The sequence below is a fragment of the Campylobacter concisus genome, from assembly GCF_002913765.1.
Classification (GTDB): Bacteria; Campylobacterota; Campylobacteria; order Campylobacterales; family Campylobacteraceae; genus Campylobacter_A; species Campylobacter_A concisus_BB.
In genome coordinates this window covers 1-700 of sequence record NZ_PPCH01000015.1, presented here as the reverse complement: position 1 = coordinate 700, position 700 = coordinate 1, and the positions used below count along the sequence as shown (strand labels likewise).

Here is a 700-nt window from a genome sequence, read left to right as displayed (position 1 = left end):
AAGCGATGGATAAAGAAAAATCTATAAAAAAGATGACTGAAGTTATGGCGAAATTTGTCGGCTACACGGGCAAAGTACTACCCGATGACGTGACGGCGAAGCTGAGGGAGCTCGCCGAGTGCGAGACGCAGCCACTGGCAAAGGAGATCTATAAAACGATGTTTGAAAACCAGCGCCTTGCAAAGGAACTAAACCGCCCGTCCTGTCAGGATACTGGAGTGATCCAGTTTTTCGTAAGATGCGGCGCAAATTTCCCACTCATCGGCGAACTTGAAGAGTTGCTGCGAGAGGCGGTGCTCCAAGCTACTCGTGAGGCTCCGCTTCGTCACAACAGCGTTGAGACATTTGACGAGTATAACACAGGCAAAAATGTCGGCAAGGGCACGCCAAGTGTGTTTTGGGAGATCGTGCCAAATAGCAGCGAGTGCGAGATGCATACATATATGGCTGGTGGCGGCTGTAGCTTGCCTGGCAAAGCGACTGTGCTGATGCCTGGTATGGGCTATGAGGGGGTCGTTAAATTCGTCATGGATATAATGACAAGCTACGGCATAAACGCCTGTCCGCCGCTATTAGTTGGTGTTGGCGTGGGCACTTCGATCGACGTAGCGTCCTTGCTTTCTAAAAAGGCGCTTATGAGGCCTTTGGGCTCTAAAAATCCAAATGAACGCGCTGCATTAACTGAAAAGCTACTCGAAGA

General features: G+C 50.1%; 1 protein-coding gene. It reads left to right on the top strand.

Going from position 1 to position 700, the window contains the following annotated elements; translation table 11 throughout:
* Positions 1–5: 5 nt before the first annotated feature.
* On the top strand, positions 6–700 hold a 695-nt coding region (gene ttdA, locus CYO89_RS04590), incomplete at its 3' end, for a L(+)-tartrate dehydratase subunit alpha (RefSeq protein ID WP_103597297.1).